The sequence below is a fragment of the Citrobacter sp. R-1.5.2 genome (assembly GCF_035064245.1).
GTDB lineage: Bacteria > Pseudomonadota > Gammaproteobacteria > Enterobacterales > Enterobacteriaceae > Citrobacter.
Genome location: NZ_JASEYC010000007.1, coordinates 252,875 through 271,057, shown reverse-complemented (window position 1 = coordinate 271,057; position 18,183 = coordinate 252,875). Strand labels below are relative to the sequence as shown.

Here is an 18,183-nt window from a genome sequence, read left to right as displayed (position 1 = left end):
CTGATAGAAACAGAAGCCACTGGAGCACCTCAAAAACACCATCATACACTAAATCAGTAAGTTGGCAGCATCACCCAGTTCCCGGTGTTTGAGTTGTAATTTATTCATCGCCAAGCCCGATATATATAATTTTTTATATATTACTATATAAATATGGATGTTGCACCGATGAAATTGTAAGCATTATTATGCACGCGCTTTGTAGCTTATTTTAAAATGGAATGTTGGCATGTTAATTAAACGCAATATTGTGGCGCTATTTGCCTTTTCTTTTATGGCGAGTGCGACAGCCGCGGAATTTTCTATTGGCGGTGGCGCTGTATATAATGAATCTCCTTATCGTGGATATAATGATAATGTTCACGCAGTACCGCTTGTCAGTTATGAAAGTGAATCATTTTATTTTAGGCAAACAACGTTAGGCTATATTTTGTCGAAGAGTAAAAGTAATGAATTTAGTCTTACTGCCTCATACATGCCGCTTGAGTTTGATCCAGGTGATAACGACGATCATGCGATGAAAAAGCTGGATAAGCGCGATGCGACCGCTATGGCGGGCGCCGCGTGGTATCACCATGAGAAATGGGGCAGCGTGAAAGTCTCCGCGGCGGCAGATGTTCTGGACAACAGCAATGGTTGGGTCGGGGAATTGTCGCTGTTCCGCCAAATGCCAATGGGTAAGCTGACGCTGACGCCTGCGATTGGCGTGCTCTACTATGACGAAAACTTCAACGAATATTACTACGGTATATCTGGCAATGAATCCCGCCGTAGCGGGTTATCAAGTTATTCCCCAGGCGATAGCTGGACGCCCTATGTCGGGCTGTCGGCAAAATATGCGTTAACCACTAATCTGACGTTGCTGGCAAGCGCCAACTATAGCGTGCTACCGGATGATATTAAGAATAGCCCAATGGTTGATCGCGACGACAGCTTCACTTTCCTGTCAGGGGTGAGCTGGCGCTTCTGATTCTCACCCGTTTGTCCTCATGGAGGAGGGCAATTTTTTCAGTGTTGCAGGCCGGATAGGACATGAAGCGTCGCCATCCGGCATGTTTTCACTTACCGCTCATTTACCCAGATGCGCATTTCACCTTCACCACGGTTTGCCCAGCTAAACCACGGAATAAATGTTAATGTCTGCGCCTTGCGGGAAGAGGGGGAGACATCGTAGTGCCACAAGGACTGTTGCGTCGCATCGTTCGCGCTGTGTTTCACGCCTTCAGCTTGAATCAGCATTTTATGGCTGAACAATCCCTTACCCTCAAATACCCTGAATTCACTCTCTTTCGGCAGCCACAGGTTATGTAACTCTTCACCATTGTCGGCTTGCTCCAGGCAATACACCAGCGGTCCACGTTGAACGGCAACTTTACCAGCAACATGGCGAACAAGTGGGTTCCCGTACACCCGACGCACTGGCATAGGAAGCGTCAGGCTGAGCGTATCGCCCTCCTGCCAGGTGCGACTGATGTGCAGATACCCTTTGCGAATATCCTGTTCAACCGGCAGACCATTCAGTGTGACCTGTGGTGCGGAGCACCAGTCTGGCAGGCGTAACGCCAGGGTGTGATACACCGGCTGGACTGAATCAATGGTGATTTTTACCTGCTCATGCCACGGATAGTTGCCACTAATGCGTAATTTGAGCGTCCCGTTCTCAACGGGAACCTCCATGCTATTGCCCACATACATATTGATATACAGCGCGTCCTGACGTGGTGTGTAGAGGTAATGACCAATTGAGGTTAAGACGCGGGCGATATTCGGTGGACAGCAGGCGCAACCGAACCAGCGCTGACGAACAGGTTTAACGTGATCATAAATATGATTGAATTTTAACGATTTAGGATGCACTTCCAGCGGGTTAACGTAGAAAAAATGCTTGCCGTCCAGCGCCATGCCACCGAGTACGGTGTTGTACAATGCACGCTCCATGACATCGGCATACTGGCTGTCGGCCTCCATCTCCAGCATCCGGCGGGCGAACATCATCAATCCGATTGAGGCGCAGCTTTCTGCATATACGGAATCGTTGGGTAGATCGTAATCGCTGCTAAATGCTTCACCGCTGCTCTGAGAGCCGATTCCACCCGTAATATACAGCTGGCGCTGGGCCATATTGTTCCACAGACGCAGACAATCCTGACGTTTGCTCTCGTCCTGGCTTAAACGCGCCAGATGCGCAACGCCAGTCATCAGATAGACAAAGCGCACGGCATGACCGATGGCTGTTTGCTGTTCTGAAATCGGTTGATGTGCCTGACTGTAAGGTTTGTCCTTCACCATCCACGCCGGGCCGTATATGTGCCAGTAAGAGGTTTTTCCGCGTTTTTCGTACTCTTCGTCGTAGAAATGAGGCTGTGTGCCGCGCTGCTCAACAAAGTAGTTTACCAACGTCATATAGCGTGATTGCTGGGTCACTTCGTACAATCGCATGAGCGCCAGTTCAATTTCCGGATGTCCGGGGTAGCCGCGCAGTTGATTTTTTCCGAGCCCAAACACGCTGTCGATATGATCTGCCAGGCGGCAAACGACGTCTAACAGGCGACGTTTTCCCGTGGCCTGGAAGAAGGCGACGCCCGCTTCAATTAAATGACCGGCGCAGTACAGTTCATGGCATTCGGCGAGGTTGGTCCAGCGTTCATCCGGTGCTTTTACCGTAAAGTAAGTATTGAGATAGCCATCTTCACACTGTGCCGCAGCCACCAGTTCAATGACCTCATCAGCGGTTTTCTCGAGCTCGGCATCCGGTTTTTGGCACAGTGACCAGGCGACAGCCTCCAGCCATTTCGCGACGTCGCTATCCTGGAAAACCATGCCGTAAAATTCGCCCTCTTGTTGCCCGGCCGCAATACGGAAGTTTTCTATCGCATGGCTGGGATCGGCTTCGGCGATGCGGTCATTGAGTGCATCCCACTGGTAGGGGATCACCACATCACGCACCAGCTGCTGATATTGTCCGAGGAACGGATCGCTGACCGTAAGCTTATGCAGGTCGACTTCCAGTACGTTCATTTCGTGCTCCTTAAGGCTGTACATGACGCTGACGCAGATCGGTGGAAATACGCGACATCATCGGGTTATTGAGTTTGCAGATGCGGATAAAGAGTGCCAGCAGAAGGTGGAACAGTGCCGGCAGCAGCGTCTCCATGGCAGTAATACCTTGCAATGAACTGACAGTTTGGTTGCCGGCACCTGGCTGGTAGGCGACAAAAATAAACAACAAGCTGATGATCCCCGCGCTGGAAGCCCAGGCCAGTTTGATGAAAAACAGGTTGAAGGCGAAGTTCATGCCTGATGAACGAACGCCGGTTTTCCACTCGCCGTAATCGTCGGCAAAAGCCATCAGTGAGAAGTGCAACGGAAGTGTGAAGCCCAGAATAATGCCGTTGCCGAGGATCACCGCCAGCCACAATGTCTGATAGGCCGGGCCGGTTGGCAGGAACCACATCATTACCGCCAGCGCGGCCAGTACCAGGTTGGTGTAGTAATAGAGTTTGACGGTATCGATGCGACGGGTTAGCGGACTGACAATCACCGAGCCAAGGATGGACGCGAAGGTGACCATGGTGAAAAACAGCGACGTGTAAGCGGTACTGCCTTTCAGCACGTAGGTAATGAAGTACATGTACCCGCCGCCGCGAATATTGAAAACGTTGATCAGCAGGAATGACATCACCAGCATCAGCAATAGCTGGTCATTTTTACGTAGCCCGCCGATATGTTCGCGCAGGGTAAATTTCCCCATCATCGCCAGCGGCACACGCTCGCGCACCCAGAAGAAACAGCACAGAAACATTACCACCGCGATAGCACACAGTATGCCAACGCCGAACTGATAACCCTGCGCGGCATTGCCCTGACCGAGAGCATCGACCATCCACGGCAGACCTACGGAGACAAGGAATCCAGCTACACCGCACAGCACAAAGCGCCAGGACTGACAGCCGATGACCTCACTGTGACGGGTTGTCATGGTGTTGATCAGCGCGCAATACGGCACGTTGATGGCGGTGTAGCCGACGGAAAGCAGCAGATAGGTGCCAAACGCCCACGCGATTTTTACGCCCATACTGGCGTCCGGGACGGTAAAGGTCAGTACACCAATGATGCCAATGGGAACTGCGATCCACAGTTGCCATGGGCGAAAGCGCCCCCAACGGCTTTGTGTGCGGTCGGCGAGTATGCCCATAATGGGGTCGGAAATGGCATCAAATACACGCAAAGCGATAAACAGTGTACCGACCAGTGCGGGCGTTAAACCGAACACGTCGGTGTAGAAAAAGGTGAGGAAGTTCATGATCAGGCAGGTAATTACCGTTCCACCCGCATCGCCTAATCCATAACCTATCTTTTCACGCAGAGATAATTTGTCGTCTTGCGCACGTTGCGCTAAATCGCTTGTCGTAATCGGAGCCGAAGTCATAAATAACTCCTGGAGATGATGTTCAGAAAGTATCCCGCTACATTGCGGGTTTTTTAGTGGTAATTTGCAAAGTACGTTATTTATTCTGCACGAAATGTTTAGCGCAACAAGGGAAGGGAAAAGTATAAAAAGATGACAATTCCGACTTCATTATGAAAATGTGATTTTGATCCTGCAGAACATGATTTTATCGTGAATAATCAAAGGCAAAGAGCACGTTAGATAATGTAAAAAGCAGAGGTTTGAATAGTTATGCTCGAATTATCCATGTCTCTTCCGATTAAAGTGCAAAATGGTGGCTTATTTATTTCCCGTGGTGTCGGTAGTCATCCGGCACGGCAATTGCAATCCTGGGAAATAATTTTTGTTGAAAAAGGGACATTAACGATTCGCGAGGGTAATGATCTTTTTCGCGTGAATGCCGGTGAAAGTTTGCTGTTATGGCCGCAACGATTACATATCGGTGTGGGGCAATTTCCAGCCGACCTGAAGTTTTACTGGCTGCACTTTGAGGTGGCGGCAGAAACCGACGCAGCCATACCTGAACCGCTACTCACAATTCCTCAGCATACCCGGGTGGGTGAGCCGCAGTATATTATTTCGCTGTTTCGCCAGTTCTTACGTGAGCAAGAAAATATACATCGCAGTATCGCATTAGAGCTGCTCTTGCTGTTGATTCTGCAGCAAATATCCGCCGCTGCCAGCGAACAGCCCGCTGATAGCCCTGGTAATGCGCTGGCATGGAAGGCCCAGCAAATTATACATACTCAGTTTCATCTGCCGATTTCGGCTTCAGCGCTGGCAAAAGAGCTACATTGTAATGCGGACTATCTGGGGCGTGTATTTCGTGGTGCTTTTCAACTGACATTAACCGAGGCGCTGCATCGTCAACGGGTGAGAGCAGCAGAAAAGCTGCTCATTAGCGATTCACTGTCGTTAACTGAAGTGGCGATGAAATGCGGATTTAATGACGTCGGTTATTTTCGCAAAATCTTTCGTAAGCACACCAGCCTGACACCGGCGGCGTGGAAGCGCCGCTATTGTAAGGAGCATATTAATTCGGCGTAACCGAAGCCTGACAAAATTTAACCGTTTCCCTTGTCCGATCAAGGCAGCATAACCGGGCTCTCTGGCACTCTGTGATTTTCATGCAGATGGAGGGGGCAATGAACGCGTTTATTATGGCGGATGCGGCGAAGTGTATTGGGTGTCGTACCTGTGAAGTTGCCTGTGTCGTCGCGCATCAGGAAAACCAGGATTGTGCGGCCGTCTCCTCTGGAGCATTTGCCCCGCGGATCCGGGTTATCAAAGATGATGCGTTTACCACTGCAGTTGCCTGCCATCAATGTGAGGATGCGCCCTGCGCTAACGTCTGTCCCACGTACGCTATTCGCCGTGAACATGGACATATCTTCGTTGAACAGGCGCGTTGCATTGGTTGTAAAAGCTGTATGCTGGCCTGCCCGTTTGGGGCGATGAATGTCGTCGCGCACACGTCACGGGTGCAGGCGATTAAATGCGATTTGTGCTGGCATCGCGAGACGGGTCCGGCGTGTGTAGAAGCCTGCCCGACCAGCGCGTTGCAGTGCATTGATGCTGTTAGTATTCAGCGGCAGCGTCTGCGGTCACAACCGCTGTAAAGCGAGTCCCGACCTGCACAGAGATCGGGGTTTTCGTCAGCCTTCAAGCCAGGCGTGTTCTATCTCTTCAGCCAGAATCTTCACGCCAGCCTCGATTTTTTCCGGGTCCGGTACGTAATTCATCCGCATGCACTGATGCGTATGCGGCCAGGGTTTATCCAGCCCTGGGAAGAAATAGTCGCCAGGCACCATCAGGACACCGCGCGCTTTCAGACGCTGATATAACAGCTCGGTGGAAATCGGTAAATCCTTGAACCATAACCACAGGAAAATCGCCCCTTCGGGTTTATGAATCAGGCAGCGATCTTCAGATAAATAGCGGCGAATAATCGCAATTGTTTCCTGAACGCGCTGGTAATAAAACGGTTTGATAACCGTCTCAGACAGACGCAGAAGGTCGTTGCGCTTGATCATTTCGCACATGATTGCCGGACCCATTCCGCCAGGTGCAAGGCTGATAATGCCGTTCATATTGGTGATGGCGGTGATGATTTTTTCATTAGCAATAATGATGCCGCAGCGAGAGCCCGGTAGCCCCAGCTTGGAAAGGCTCATGCACAGTACAATGTTTGGGTTCCACAGCGGACGCGCTTCGCTAAAAATGATGCCTGGGAATGGGACACCATAGGCGTTATCGATAACCAGCGGAATTCCATGCTGATTGGCCAGCCGGTCCAGCTTCATCAGCTCTTCATCGGTGATCACATTGCCGGTCGGGTTCGTCGGACGTGACACGCAAATCATGCCTGTCTCTTCGCCGATATGCAGGTGTTCAAAGTCAACGTGATACTTAAACTGGCCTTCCGGTAACAGTTCGATGTTTGGGCGTGCTGAAACGAAAAGGTCTTCTTCGAGCCCTGAATCGGCATAACCAATGTATTCCGGTGCCAACGGGAACAACACTTTTCGGGTGGTTCCATCGGCGCGACGTCCGGCGAAGAGGTTGAATAAGTAGAAAAACGCGCTCTGACTGCCATTTGTCAGTGCAATATTTTGTGGTTCGATATCCCAGCCCAGCTTCTCACGTAGTAGTTTCGCCAGCTCAGACAGTAGCTCGGTTTTACCTTGTGGACCGTCATAATTACAAAGCGCATCAGTGGCTTTGCCGTTTTCCAGCATCTCTGCCAGCAGAGACTGGAAGTAATTTTGCATCTCTGGGATTTGTGCCGGATTACCGCCACCGAGCATGATAGCGCCTGGGGTGCGTAAGCCGTCGTTGAGGTCCTCCATCAGGCGTGTGATGCCTGAATGGCGGGTAAATTTGTCGCCAAAAAGTGAGAATGTCATAGCAGGTGGTCTGTCGAACTCAGTATTAAAGTGGCTAACCATAGCGCTACCTATGGCGGGGTGCAAATCAGGCCTACAGAGCCGAATTGATGTTTTGTGCTGCAGATTTTTTGCTGGATAGTTTTTTATATTGAATCTGGCTTCCCGCACCGTTGAGCACGAGAAGCCTGTTGGGATCAGCGTTGTCCGGCCCACACGACCATGACTTTATCGTCGCCGTGTTCGCGGATAAATCCGTATCCTTGCTTTAATGAAAGCGTGGTTTGTTTACCCGCTCCGATTGCGGGATGCCGGGCCCTGAACTGGCTAATGCGCTGCCAGTGTGCGACGCTGGCGGCCGATTTCCCGCTAACGTCCTGCCAGTTCATCTGCGAGCGCGTACCTTGTAACGGGTCTGAGCCGGTTGGGCCGAAGGGGCGTGCCGATTCGTCACCGTAAAAAAGTTGTACCGCGCCTGGTGCCAGCAACAACAACTCGGCGGCTTTGTCTCCACCTTCACGGAACAGCCGGGTGTCGTGTGATGAGAGATAGCTTAGCACGTTGAAATTCTGCAATTTATCGGCCATCTGTTGCCAGGTGAGATCGATATTCGCCAGACAATCGACGGCCCTGGCCGCCTGCTCCTGATAGTCAAAATTGATCATCGCATCGAAACCGTGGCGGTAATAATCGCTTTGCATGACGCCATGTCCCCAGGCCTCACCGGTCATCCAGAAGGGTTTATCATCCAGCGCTTTGTCTGGATTAGCTTTCTTCCATTCGGCCAACGCTGAGCTGGCCTGCGCTTTTAGCTGTTGCCAGGCCGGAAGCTCGACATGTTTAGCGGTATCGACCCGAAAACCGTCAATGCCGTAGTCACGCACCCACTGGCTGAGCCAGTGAGTCAGATAATCTCGTGGCGTATAACCAGGGATGGCTTTGGCGTGGGTATCCGGCTTGTGTTGATAAAAATTCGGCAAACCCGAAGGCGCAGTGGACTCCGTTTTCAGATCGGGCAGGAAAGCCAGCGACATGGTCAGGTCGTCAAAACCTGGATTGTCGTAGTCGCCAATGTCAGTGCGGATCCACTTTTCCCCCCACCATTTTTCCCACGCGGCTTTATCACTGAAGTTGATGTAATCATTAAAGCTGTGCCAGCTCTGCCCGGACACGGGTTTCCAGTCCGTCCAGCGTTCACCGAGCGTTTTTTTCAGTTCCTCACCTGACAAGTACAACGCCCCAAACTGGTACTCCTGCATATCAGCCAGCGTGGCGTAACCGGTATGGTTCATGACAATATCGAACAGAATGCGGATGCCGCGTTGATGTGCGCCGTCAACCAGCGCGCGCAGGTCGGCCTCGTTACCCATATTGGCGTCGAGCGTGGTCCAGTCCTGGGTGTAGTAACCGTGATAGGCGTAGTGGGGAAAATCGCCTTTAGTACCACCGCCAACCCAGCCGTGGATTTGTTCAAACGGTGCGCTGATCCACAAGGCGTTGATGCCCAGATGTTGCAGGTAGTCGAGTTTGTTGGTCAGCCCGCGTAAATCTCCCCCGTGAAAGGTACCAATTTCCTGCATACCGTCATTGCGACGTCCATAGCTGTGATCATTAGTTGGATCACCGTTTTCAAAGCGGTCTGTCAGTACGAAATACACCGTGGCGTTGTGCCAGTCGAAAGCGGCAGGTGTATCTGTTTCCGCCCGTTCTAACAGTAAAAGTCCATTACCGGCCGCGTCGGGTTGTAGGGTAATGGTTCCGTTTTTCACCGTTGCCGTTTGCTGGCTATAGTAATCACGTACCACGGTGCCTTCCGGGAAGGTCTGGCTCACATCCAGCGTCAGTGGCGAGCCATCCCATTTTGGACACTGGCGGATCTGGGCGGTGATGGGGTCCGCCTCATTTTTTACTGACAGCATTAGCGTCGGTGTACCGGAGCGGGTATCGACTTCCAATGTGTAATCGCCGTCTTTAAATAAACGCCACTGTGGCGGTGTGCCTTCACAGGGTTTTAGCGACAGCATCTGATTGAGTTTAATGGCATCTGTAGGCTGCCAGCACTGTTGGTCAAAATTCAGGGTCAAAGGGCGAGTACCCTTCGTCAACGCTGCATGGCTGACAAATTTACCCGTACCTTCCGCTTCGAAAGTCGGGAATCCCTGAGAAGTCCATGATGAGGCGATGGCAATGCCGGGCAGTAATACCAGCGCAACGGCGGCAAGTTTCATAATGCTGTCCTTGATGCTGCGATTTACGCCAGTTTGCCAGTGAAATCAGAGCGGAAACTCATCCTTAGCGTCGATTTTGCCCGGATGAGAGATGAGGGTGAGCGATCGCGCGCAAAAAACGACCTGATTTTGCGATAACCTCCACATTTTCTTCGAATTAACCGCACCCGGAACGGTTTGTACGTGACATAGTTTCAGAATTGGACTATTCCTTTGGGTGCTCTTGACGGCTATTTTTGATATGATTTGAGATTCATCTCTCATTTTTGTGAAAAATATAAGGTGTTGGAATGTTTAAATCCGACCAGGAGACCTAATGATATTGACTCCCATTCGACGATATGGGGCAATGATTCTTATGTTACTCACCATTGCATTTTCGGGTGAGGTGCTGGCAAAGACACACACGGCGACAACGAGTCATAAGCCCCAGGTAATCAAGGCAAGTAATACACAGGTAAGCAGTAAACAAGAGTATTCTCGCAATAGTGCAAAGAGTAGTTCACTTCCTGATTTGCGAAAATACCCTTCCGGAACACCAAGGAAAAAAGCGTTTCTCCGGACGGTTATGCCTTATATTACCAGTCAAAATGCTGCCATTACGGCGGACCGTAACTGGCTGATCTCAAAGCAGTACCAGAATCGCTGGTCACCGACTGAGCGTACGCGTATGAAAGACATCGCGAAACGCTACAAGGTGAGCTGGTCTGGTAACACGCGTAAAATTCCATGGAATACGTTGCTTGAGCGCGTAGACATCATTCCTACCAGTATGGTGGCGACTATGGCTGCGGCTGAAAGCGGTTGGGGCACATCGAAACTGGCGCGTAGCAATAACAACCTGTTTGGCATGAAATGTGTCAAAGGCCGCTGCAACAATGCACCCGGTAAGGTGAAAGGCTACTCACAGTTTGAATCGGTAAAAGAGTCGGTGAATGCCTATGTCATTAACCTGAACACGCACCCGGCATACTCTTCCTTCCGTAAATCGCGCGCGCAGTTGCGTAAAGCCGATCAGGAAGTGACAGCGACCGCGATGATCCATAAGCTGAAGGGGTACTCCACCAAAGGACAGAGTTACAATAACTATCTGTTCGCGATGTACCAGGATAACCAGCGTTTAATCGCCGCGCATATGTAATTCCACAGGCCTGATGGCGCGACGCTTATCAGGCCTGTGAGTCGCTCTGTGGGCTCCGGCACAATTCCCCTTACAGCAACACCTCACTGTTCATGTCACGGTACTCTTTTGGCGTCGTGTCATACTCTTTCTTGAAAACGGAATAGAAATACTGCAACGACGGGTAGCCGCACATTTGTGAAATTTCGTTTATCGCGAGCGTCGTGGAGATCAACAGGCTACGCGCTTTTTCCAGTTTTTCGGCATGAATCACGGCGTGGATGGTCTCCCCGACCTCGTCTTTAAAGCGCTTCTCGAGATTCGAACGTGAAATCCCAACTGCATCCAGCACTTGTTCGACTTTGATGCCTTTACAGGCATGGTTGCGGATAAAGTGCATTGCCTGAATGACAGCGGGATCGGTCAGTGAGCGATAGTCGGTTGAACGACGATTCACGACGCGTACCGGAGGCACCAGAATGCGTTGCAGCGGCAGTTCTTCATTCGCCAGTAAGCGGTGCAGAAGTTTTGCAGCCTGATAGCCCATCTGTCGTGCGCCCTGAGCAACGGATGACAGCGCGACGCGGGACAGGTAACGGGTGAGTTCTTCGTTATCGATCCCAATGACACACAGTTTTTCCGGCACCGGGATATGCAAATGCTCGCAAGCCTGCAGAACATGCCGCGCACGTGCGTCGGTCACGGCGATAATACCGGTTTGCGGGGGTAAAGTTTGCAGCCAGTCCGCCAGTCGATTTTGAGCGTGCTGCCAGTTTTCTGGTGCGGTTTCCAGCCCCTGATAAACAACGCCACGGTACTTCTCTTTGGCGACCAACTGGCAAAAGGCATATTCACGCTCGGCAGCCCAGCGCTTGCCGCTGGAAGAGGGCAGACCATAAAATGCGAATCGGTTGACCCCTTTTTCTTTTAGATGCAAAAAAGCGCTTTCCACCAGTGCATGGTTATCAGTCGCAATGTAATGGACGGGTGGATAATCGCTTTCAAGATGGTAGGAACCACCGACACCGATGATGGGAACATCGACATCAGCAAGTAATTGCGCAATGTCATCATCGTCATAATCAGCAATAACACCGTCGCCTAACCAGTCTTTGATATTATCAATACGGGCACGGAAATCTTCCTCAATGAATATATCCCACTCGGATTGCGATGCCTGTAAATATTCACCTACGCCCTCTACCACCTGGCGGTCATAGGCTTTATTAGCATTAAATAATAGGGTGATGCGGTGTCGTTTATCAAACATAAGAGCCTATCCTGAAAGGTTAACGTGGCCTGTCGATACTACCAAAACCGCAGGTGCGACTACTTGATGAAGCGTGACAAATTTCTTATTTGCGTAACGCTACGCAAAATTCACACACCCCGACCAGGAAGACAATTGTCATTTCTTATCTGCGTATTACGGTTTTTTGTTTATTGATGAAGAGCCGATCGCGATCGCTTTTTTAATTGCTTATTCAGTGTGCATTTTTGGGAGCCAGCGCACATTTGGGTATTCTCTTAATGGCGGTGTGAAATAACGTAATTGAGCAATAAATCAGGAAATTCCAGTATGACTGTATCGCAGTTTACTTGCCGTATTACCTGATTATGGAGCTTATTATGCAGGCTTATTTTGACCAACTTGATCGCGTTCGTTTTGAAGGTACAAAATCCACTAACCCACTCGCATTTCGCCATTACAACCCTGATGAAATCTTGCTGGGCAAGCGCATGGAAGATCATCTGCGTTTTGCCGCCTGCTACTGGCACACTTTCTGCTGGAACGGCGCGGATATGTTCGGTATGGGGGCCTTCGACCGTCCGTGGCAACAGCCGGGTGAAGCATTGGCGCTGGCAAAACGTAAAGCGGATGTGGCCTTTGAGTTTTTCCATAAGCTGAATGTGCCTTATTACTGCTTCCATGATGTTGACGTCTCGCCTGAAGGCGCGTCACTGAAAGAGTATAAAAATAACTTTGCCCAGATGGTGGATGTGCTGGCGGCAAAACAGGAACAGAGCGGCGTGAAACTGCTGTGGGGTACAGCAAACTGCTTTACTAACCCACGTTATGGCGCAGGTGCGGCGACTAACCCGGACCCGGAAGTCTTCAGCTGGGCGGCCACGCAGGTCGTGACTGCCATGGATGCCACACATAGATTAGGTGGTGAGAACTACGTTCTGTGGGGCGGCCGTGAAGGTTATGAAACGCTGCTTAATACCGACCTGCGTCAGGAGCGTGAGCAGATTGGCCGCTTTATGCAACTGGTGGTCGAGCATAAACACAAAACAGGTTTTCAGGGCACCTTACTGATCGAACCGAAGCCGCAAGAACCCACTAAACACCAGTATGACTACGATGCCGCGACCGTTTACGGATTCCTGAAGCAGTTCGGTCTGGAAAAAGAGATCAAACTGAACATTGAAGCAAACCATGCCACGCTGGCAGGGCATTCGTTCCACCACGAAATCGCTACGGCGATTGCTCTGGGGCTATTTGGTTCCGTCGATGCGAACCGTGGCGACGCACAACTGGGCTGGGATACCGACCAATTCCCGAACAGTGTAGAAGAGAATGCGCTGGTCATGTACGAAATCCTGAAAGCGGGCGGATTTACCACAGGTGGCCTGAACTTTGATGCCAAAGTCCGTCGTCAGAGTACTGATAAATACGATCTGTTCTATGGTCATATTGGTGCGATGGATACCATGGCGCTGTCGCTGAAAATTGCGGCCCGTATGATTGAAGACGGTGGCCTGGATCAGCGCGTGGCAAAACGTTATGCCGGTTGGAATGGTGAGCTGGGCCAGCAAATTCTGAAAGGTCAGATGACGCTGACGGAAATTGCACAGTACGCTGAACAACATAACCTGGCACCGGTGCATCAGAGCGGCCATCAGGAACAGCTGGAAAATCTGGTAAACCATTATTTGTTCGACAAATAACGGACTGCCGAGTACGTCCGTAAGCCCGGATAGCGATTCGCTACCGGGCCTTTCTTTAAGGAACGATACCCTATGTATATCGGGATAGATCTTGGTACATCAGGCGTAAAGGCCATTCTGCTGAACGAGCAGGGCGATGTGGTGGCCTCGCACACGGAGAAATTGACCGTCTCCCGGCCTCATCCATTATGGTCGGAGCAGGATCCTGAACAGTGGTGGCTGGCGACGGATCGTGCTGTAAAAGCGTTGGGCCAGCAACATTCTCTCAGCGAGGTAAAGGCGTTAGGTATTGCCGGGCAGATGCACGGCGCGACGCTGCTTGATAAGCAGCAGAAGGTTCTGCGTCCGGCAATCCTGTGGAATGACGGTCGCTGCGCTGAAGAATGCGTGATGCTGGAAAATCAGGTGCCACAATCTCGTGTGATTACCGGCAATCTGATGATGCCTGGCTTTACCGCCCCTAAATTGCTGTGGGTTCAGCGCCATGAACCGGATATTTTCAGCCAGGTTGATAAAGTCTTGCTGCCGAAAGATTATCTGCGTCTGCGTATGACCGGAGAGTTTGCCAGCGATATGTCGGATGCCGCAGGTACGATGTGGCTGGATGTCGCGAAACGTGACTGGAGTGACGTCATGTTGTCTGCGTGTCAACTGACTCGCGCACATATGCCGGCCTTGTACGAGGGCAGTGCGATTACCGGAACGCTGTTGCCTGCTGTCGCGCAATCCTGGGGCATGTCAGAAGTTGCGGTCGTTGCCGGTGGTGGCGATAACGCGGCGGGTGCGGTTGGCGTAGGGATGATGAATGCAGGCCAGGCGATGCTGTCATTGGGTACGTCCGGCGTCTACTTTGCTGTAAGCGATGGCTTTCTCAGTAAACCAGAAAGTGCGGTACACAGCTTTTGCCACGCGCTGCCTGAACGGTGGCATCTGATGTCAGTGATGCTGAGCGCCGCATCCTGCCTCGACTGGGCGGCAAAATTAACCGGGCTGGCAAGCGTACCTGCGCTGATTGATGCCGCACAGCAGGCAAATGAGCAGGCTGAACCGGTCTGGTTCTTGCCCTATCTGTCAGGTGAACGTACGCCGCACAATAACCCGCAGGCGAAAGGTGTCTTTTTTGGCCTGACGCATCAGCATGGTCCGGCAGAACTGGCGCGAGCGGTACTTGAAGGTGTGGGATTTGCCTTAGCTGACGGTATGGATGTGGTACATGCCTGTGGCGTTACACCGGCCAGCATTACGCTCATCGGTGGTGGGGCGCGTAGCGAATACTGGCGGCAGATGTTGTCCGATATCAGCGGGCTGCAGTTGGATTACCGTACAGGCGGCGATGTCGGTCCTGCCCTGGGCGCAGCACGGCTGGCGCAAATTGCGATGAATCCACAACAACCACTCTCTGACTTACTGCCTCAACTGGTGCTGGAGCAGGCGCATTATCCTGATGCAGAGCATCATGCTCGTTATCAACAACGTCGGGAAACCTTCCGTCGTATCTATCAGCAATTGCTGCCCTTAATGTCCTGATCGTGTTCCCCTCTGATGAGCAGAGGGGATTTTCCTCATATATGTTTCCATTGAATCAATAGCTCATGTGCATGAATGTATTCTGAAATTTCAGTTGGATAGCGTTTTTCTGTGTTGTCTTGAGTGGGTTATTCATATTGTATCCGTGGTAGAGGATAAGGAGATCCCAATGAAGACGACGCGGCTATTGCCATGGCTATTGTTTCTTTCCGGCGCACTCATTTACTGCGCAGGCCTATGGTGGTCATGCCCCTTACTCAGCGGAAAAGGTTACTTTTTAGGTGTTCTGATGACCGGATTGTTCGTGACCTACGCTTACCTGCGAGCTGAAAACCGTAATCAGAGTGATGAACGCTTTGCTTTTGTGTGTCAGATGGTTGCGCTCATAACGGTCGGGTTACTGCTCGTGGGGGTGTGGAATGCCCCGTTAGCTCCCCTCGAAATGGGGCTGTACCCGGCAGCATTCTGTGTGTGTATATCAGGGCTGATTTTGCTGATGTGCCCAACGGAAGAGGCACATTCTGATGAATTCTAACTTACCAGTCTGCGTGTATCGATGCGCTGTAGCAGCATGGAAAGCAATAGACTGCCCGCCAGCGTAGCGCTAAAAATCCATAGCATATCCAGCGGTGGCCAGTTTTTGAGTTCAATACCGCGGGTACGTAGCGCATGAATGATCAGCGCGTGGAAACCGTAAATACCTAACGAGTGACGGGAAACAATCCCCAGTATGGGCAGTGTGCGTGTGCTGAGCGTGTTTTTGACCAGCGTCAGGAGCGATGCAGCAAAGATAAATACCGCCGGGCCACAATAGAGATACCAGGTATCGGCAAAATTACCTCTCCACTGGAGCTCATGCAGCGTCCCGCGGGAAATAACAAACACGGCGACGATACACAACGCTGCACAGAGCCAGGTGAGTGAGCGCTTTTGTGTCTCCATCATGCCAATTGCCCGGCCCAGCATGCCGTACAGAATGTAGTAGAAGGTATCGCCACTGATGTACAGGTTGATGGGTAGCCACTCAAAGCTGCCCAATTTTTGCGATACGGTATTGGGATTGGCAATAACGCCAATCACGACCATCAATGCCAGCAGCATTTTTCCGCTGACATTTTTCACCTGAATTAACGGGGATACCAGGTAGATAACGGTAATAGCGAAGAAAAACCACAGGTGGTAGAACACCGGTTTTTGTAGCAGGTTTTTCAACGATAGCTCAGCGTTGATCGAGGTAAACAGCAGGATGTAGGCCAATGCAACGGTGCTGTAAAACAGTATGCACAACGCAATGCGGATGAAATGTCGCGGTCTGGCGCTGCGTTCGCCAAAAAAGAGATAACCCGAGATCATAAAAAACAGCGGGACGCTAACGCGAGAAGCAGAATTTAGCACATTGGCAAGATCCCAATTTACCGGGCTGACGCTTTGCGCATTGGTGATGTACCAGGTCGTGGTGTGAATCATCACAACCATTAAACAGGCTATCCCGCGTAAGTTATCAATCCAGAAAATTTTGGGCTGCATCAGTTCCTCTGTTTTCATTAAAAAAGTCTGACCGGTATTTGCGAACGTCGCTCACTGGATTAATCCGAGTTATTACGCTAAAGCTTGTGATGGCCTGGGGAGATTCTCACAATAGGATCTGTTTCCAGACACTAATAATAAGACTGACCAGTAAACCAGGCGGTAATAAAATGATGATGAAGTATTTCTTTCCAGCAATCCTTACGCTGCTGCTGGCGGGGTGCGCCGATCCACAATCGTCAGCACCCGTGCAGAAAGCGCAAAAGGTCAAAATTACTGCCACGCGTTCACTGGATATGGAGTCATTGTGCAAAAGTGAAGCATCGGAGCTTTATAATACGGGTGCCCAGAAAATTGCTATCACCGGTCTTGAGCAATTCCAGGGTAGCTATGAGATGCGCGGTTCTACCTTCCGTAAAGAGAGTTTTGTCTGCTCATTTGACGCAGACGGGCAGTTTTTGCACCTTTCCATGCGCTAAGTTCCCCCTTTTTCCCGTTTCGTACTGTATATCTTGCAGCCAGCGGGTATACTGATCGCTTCCTTTAAATCCACACGTATCCAGCACGAAATAATATGCAAAAGTTTGATACCAGGACCTTCCAGGGCTTGATCCTGACCTTACAGGATTACTGGGCTCGCCAGGGCTGCACCATCGTTCAACCATTGGACATGGAAGTCGGCGCGGGAACATCTCACCCAATGACCTGCCTGCGTGCACTGGGGCCGGAACCGATGGCGACTGCTTATGTGCAGCCTTCTCGTCGTCCGACCGACGGGCGCTATGGCGAAAACCCGAACCGCTTACAGCACTACTATCAGTTCCAGGTAGTGATTAAGCCGTCACCGGACAATATTCAGGAATTGTACCTGGGTTCTCTGAAAGAGCTGGGTATGGACCCGACCATTCACGATATCCGTTTCGTGGAAGATAACTGGGAAAACCCGACGTTGGGTGCCTGGGGTCTCGGTTGGGAAGTGTGGCTGAACGGCATGGAAGTCACGCAGTTCACCTACTTCCAGCAGGTTGGTGGTCTGGAATGTAAGCCAGTTACCGGGGAAATCACCTACGGTCTGGAACGTCTGGCTATGTACATTCAGGGCGTAGACAGCGTTTACGACCTGGTCTGGAGCGACGGTCCGCTGGGCAAAACAACCTACGGCGATGTGTTCCATCAGAACGAAGTGGAGCAATCCACTTACAACTTCGAATACGCTGACGTGGACTTCCTGTTCACCTGCTTCGAGCAGTACGAGAAAGAAGCGCAGCAGCTGCTGGCGCTGGAAAACCCACTGCCACTGCCTGCGTATGAACGTATTCTGAAAGCCGCCCATAGCTTCAACCTGCTGGATGCGCGTAAAGCCATCTCCGTCACCGAGCGCCAGCGCTATATCCTGCGCATTCGCACGCTGACCAAAGCAGTGGCAGAAGCTTACTACGCTTCCCGTGAAGCCCTTGGCTTCCCGATGTGCAACAAAGACAAATAAGAGGCGGC

At 51.2% G+C, this 18,183-nt stretch carries 15 protein-coding genes; 9 read left to right on the top strand and 6 right to left on the bottom strand.

Annotation, left to right across the window (positions count from 1 at the left end; translation table 11 throughout):
* Positions 1-229: 229 nt before the first annotated feature.
* The gene (locus tag QMN38_RS15145; RefSeq protein WP_271456088.1) at positions 230-970 is read left to right on the top strand and encodes a MipA/OmpV family protein; all 741 of its coding nucleotides are present in this window, start codon (positions 230-232) and stop codon (positions 968-970) included.
* Positions 971-1,062: 92 nt separating this feature from the next.
* Here the strand turns inward: QMN38_RS15145 and QMN38_RS15140 are convergent, their stop codons facing one another.
* Together QMN38_RS15140 and QMN38_RS15135 are read right to left on the bottom strand one after the other, a co-directional pair.
* Entirely contained in the window at positions 1,063-3,018 is a 1,956-nt protein-coding gene (locus QMN38_RS15140; protein ID WP_271456087.1) for a glycoside hydrolase family 127 protein, read from the bottom strand.
* Positions 3,019-3,028: 10 nt separating this feature from the next.
* The gene (locus tag QMN38_RS15135; RefSeq protein WP_271448746.1) at positions 3,029-4,429 is read right to left on the bottom strand and encodes an MFS transporter; all 1,401 of its coding nucleotides are present in this window, start codon (positions 4,427-4,429) and stop codon (positions 3,029-3,031) included.
* 252 nt (positions 4,430-4,681) lie between these two features.
* Between QMN38_RS15135 and QMN38_RS15130 the strand changes: the two genes are divergently transcribed.
* Together QMN38_RS15130 and QMN38_RS15125 are read left to right on the top strand one after the other, a co-directional pair.
* On the top strand, positions 4,682-5,497 hold the full coding sequence (locus tag QMN38_RS15130; protein WP_323605294.1) for an AraC family transcriptional regulator: 816 nt from the start codon (positions 4,682-4,684) through the stop codon (positions 5,495-5,497).
* 98 nt (positions 5,498-5,595) lie between these two features.
* Entirely contained in the window at positions 5,596-6,069 is a 474-nt protein-coding gene (locus tag QMN38_RS15125) for a 4Fe-4S dicluster domain-containing protein (protein WP_271440375.1), read from the top strand.
* A 36-nt stretch (positions 6,070-6,105) separates the two neighbouring features.
* Here QMN38_RS15125 and avtA read toward each other — a convergent pair whose 3' ends face one another.
* Together avtA and malS are read right to left on the bottom strand one after the other, a co-directional pair.
* The gene (avtA, locus tag QMN38_RS15120; RefSeq protein WP_271448745.1) at positions 6,106-7,356 is read right to left on the bottom strand and encodes a valine--pyruvate transaminase; all 1,251 of its coding nucleotides are present in this window, start codon (positions 7,354-7,356) and stop codon (positions 6,106-6,108) included.
* Between the two features lie 176 nt (positions 7,357-7,532).
* Entirely contained in the window at positions 7,533-9,563 is a 2,031-nt protein-coding gene (malS, locus tag QMN38_RS15115) for an alpha-amylase (RefSeq protein ID WP_271448744.1), read from the bottom strand.
* 316 nt (positions 9,564-9,879) lie between these two features.
* On the opposite strand from malS, the gene QMN38_RS15110 reads away from it, so the two are divergent.
* On the top strand, positions 9,880-10,704 hold the full coding sequence (locus tag QMN38_RS15110) for a protein bax (RefSeq protein WP_061066797.1): 825 nt from the start codon (positions 9,880-9,882) through the stop codon (positions 10,702-10,704).
* Positions 10,705-10,774: 70 nt separating this feature from the next.
* Here the strand turns inward: QMN38_RS15110 and xylR are convergent, their stop codons facing one another.
* Positions 10,775-11,953, bottom strand: coding sequence for a D-xylose utilization transcriptional activator XylR (gene xylR, locus QMN38_RS15105; protein ID WP_048213671.1), 1,179 nt, complete (start codon positions 11,951-11,953; stop codon positions 10,775-10,777).
* A 359-nt stretch (positions 11,954-12,312) separates the two neighbouring features.
* Here xylR and xylA point away from each other — a divergent pair, with 359 nt between their 5' ends.
* The 3 genes from xylA (at position 12,313) to yiaB (ending at position 15,697) form a co-directional block, all read left to right on the top strand.
* Entirely contained in the window at positions 12,313-13,635 is a 1,323-nt protein-coding gene (gene xylA, locus QMN38_RS15100; RefSeq protein WP_323605293.1) for a xylose isomerase, read from the top strand.
* Positions 13,636-13,707: 72 nt separating this feature from the next.
* Positions 13,708-15,162, top strand: a complete 1,455-nt coding sequence (gene xylB / locus QMN38_RS15095; protein WP_323605292.1) for a xylulokinase — start codon at positions 13,708-13,710, stop codon at positions 15,160-15,162.
* Between the two features lie 169 nt (positions 15,163-15,331).
* Positions 15,332-15,697 carry an inner membrane protein YiaB gene (gene yiaB, locus QMN38_RS15090; protein WP_323605291.1) on the top strand — a complete coding sequence of 122 codons (366 nt, stop codon included), beginning with the start codon at positions 15,332-15,334 and terminating at the stop codon, positions 15,695-15,697.
* On the opposite strand, the gene QMN38_RS15085 is transcribed toward yiaB, so the two are convergent.
* Positions 15,694-16,689: an acyltransferase gene (locus tag QMN38_RS15085; RefSeq protein ID WP_271440381.1), complete on the bottom strand. Its 996-nt coding sequence runs from the start codon at positions 16,687-16,689 to the stop codon at positions 15,694-15,696. The genes yiaB and QMN38_RS15085 overlap by 4 nt on opposite strands.
* Positions 16,690-16,859: 170 nt before the next feature.
* Between QMN38_RS15085 and QMN38_RS15080 the strand changes: the two genes are divergently transcribed.
* Positions 16,860-17,168, top strand: coding sequence for a YsaB family lipoprotein (locus tag QMN38_RS15080; protein WP_271448740.1), 309 nt, complete (start codon positions 16,860-16,862; stop codon positions 17,166-17,168).
* Positions 17,169-17,263: 95 nt separating this feature from the next.
* Positions 17,264-18,175 (top strand): glycine--tRNA ligase subunit alpha, encoded by a 912-nt coding sequence (gene glyQ, locus QMN38_RS15075; RefSeq protein ID WP_001168551.1) that lies wholly within the window; start codon positions 17,264-17,266, stop codon positions 18,173-18,175.
* The last annotated feature ends 8 nt before the right edge of the window (positions 18,176-18,183 follow it).